The sequence below is a fragment of the Gluconobacter sp. P1C6_b genome, assembly GCF_018811945.1.
Lineage (GTDB): Bacteria > Pseudomonadota > Alphaproteobacteria > Acetobacterales > Acetobacteraceae > Gluconobacter.
Map to the genome: position 1 here is coordinate 1 of NZ_JACRVU010000066.1, position 899 is coordinate 899.

Consider the following 899-nt stretch of genomic DNA (forward strand, 5'->3'; position numbering starts at 1 on the left):
TGGAGGGTTCGAAAAACCTTCTGGATTTGAGGGTTCCTCTGTGATTCCATCTCTCCTGCGTTGATTGGGGATGATGGCAGATGAAGCAGCCTGGTTTCTTTGATGTTGAAGAGCGGCTGGCCCGGTTAAGCGGGCTTGGCGATCAGCTTGAGGCATTTTCCCGGACTGTGGATTTTGAGGTGTTCCGCCCTGATCTGGAGAAGGCTCTGGCCTATTCAGATGGGAGCAAAGGTGGACGACCGCCGTTTGATCCCGTGTTGATGTTCAAGATTCTGGTGATCCAGACGCTGAACAATCTGTCCGACGAGCGAACGGAATATTTGATCAACGACCGGCTGTCCTTCATGCGTTTCCTCGGTCTGGGACTGTCGGACCGGGTACCTGATGCCAAAACGGTCTGGCTGTTCCGTGAGCGTCTGGCCCAGGCGGGAGCTATTGAAAGACTGTTTGACCGGTTTGATGCCACTCTGCGGACCGCCGGTTATCTGCCAAGGTCCGGCCAGATCCTGGATGCGACATTGGTAGCCGCCCCAAAGCAGCGCAATACGAACGCTGAGAAAGCTGACCTCCGGGCAGGGCGTATTCCTGAAGATTGGCAGGACAAACCCGCAAAGCTGTCGCATAAGGACCGTCATGCGCGCTGGACACTGAAGTTTACCAAAGCGAAGCGGCAGGATGACGGGACGATCCCAGCCACGGACCTCGCCATTCCGTTCTTTGGCTACAAGTCCCATGTTTCCATCGACCGGAAGTTCCGGTTCATCCGGAAATGGAAGACAACGGATGCTGCTGCCAGTGATGGTGCCAGACTGCGCGAGGGCCTTCTGGATAAAACCAATACGGCCTCAAGCGTCTGGGCTGATACAGCGTATCGCTCGAAAGCCAATGAGGACTTCATG

General features: G+C 55.5%; 1 protein-coding gene. It reads left to right on the plus strand.

Going from position 1 to position 899, the window contains the following annotated elements; all coding sequences use genetic code 11:
* Positions 1-80: 80 nt before the first annotated feature.
* The coding region (locus KP701_RS16650) for an IS5 family transposase (protein ID WP_215747915.1) at positions 81-899 on the plus strand (819 nt) is incomplete at its 3' end.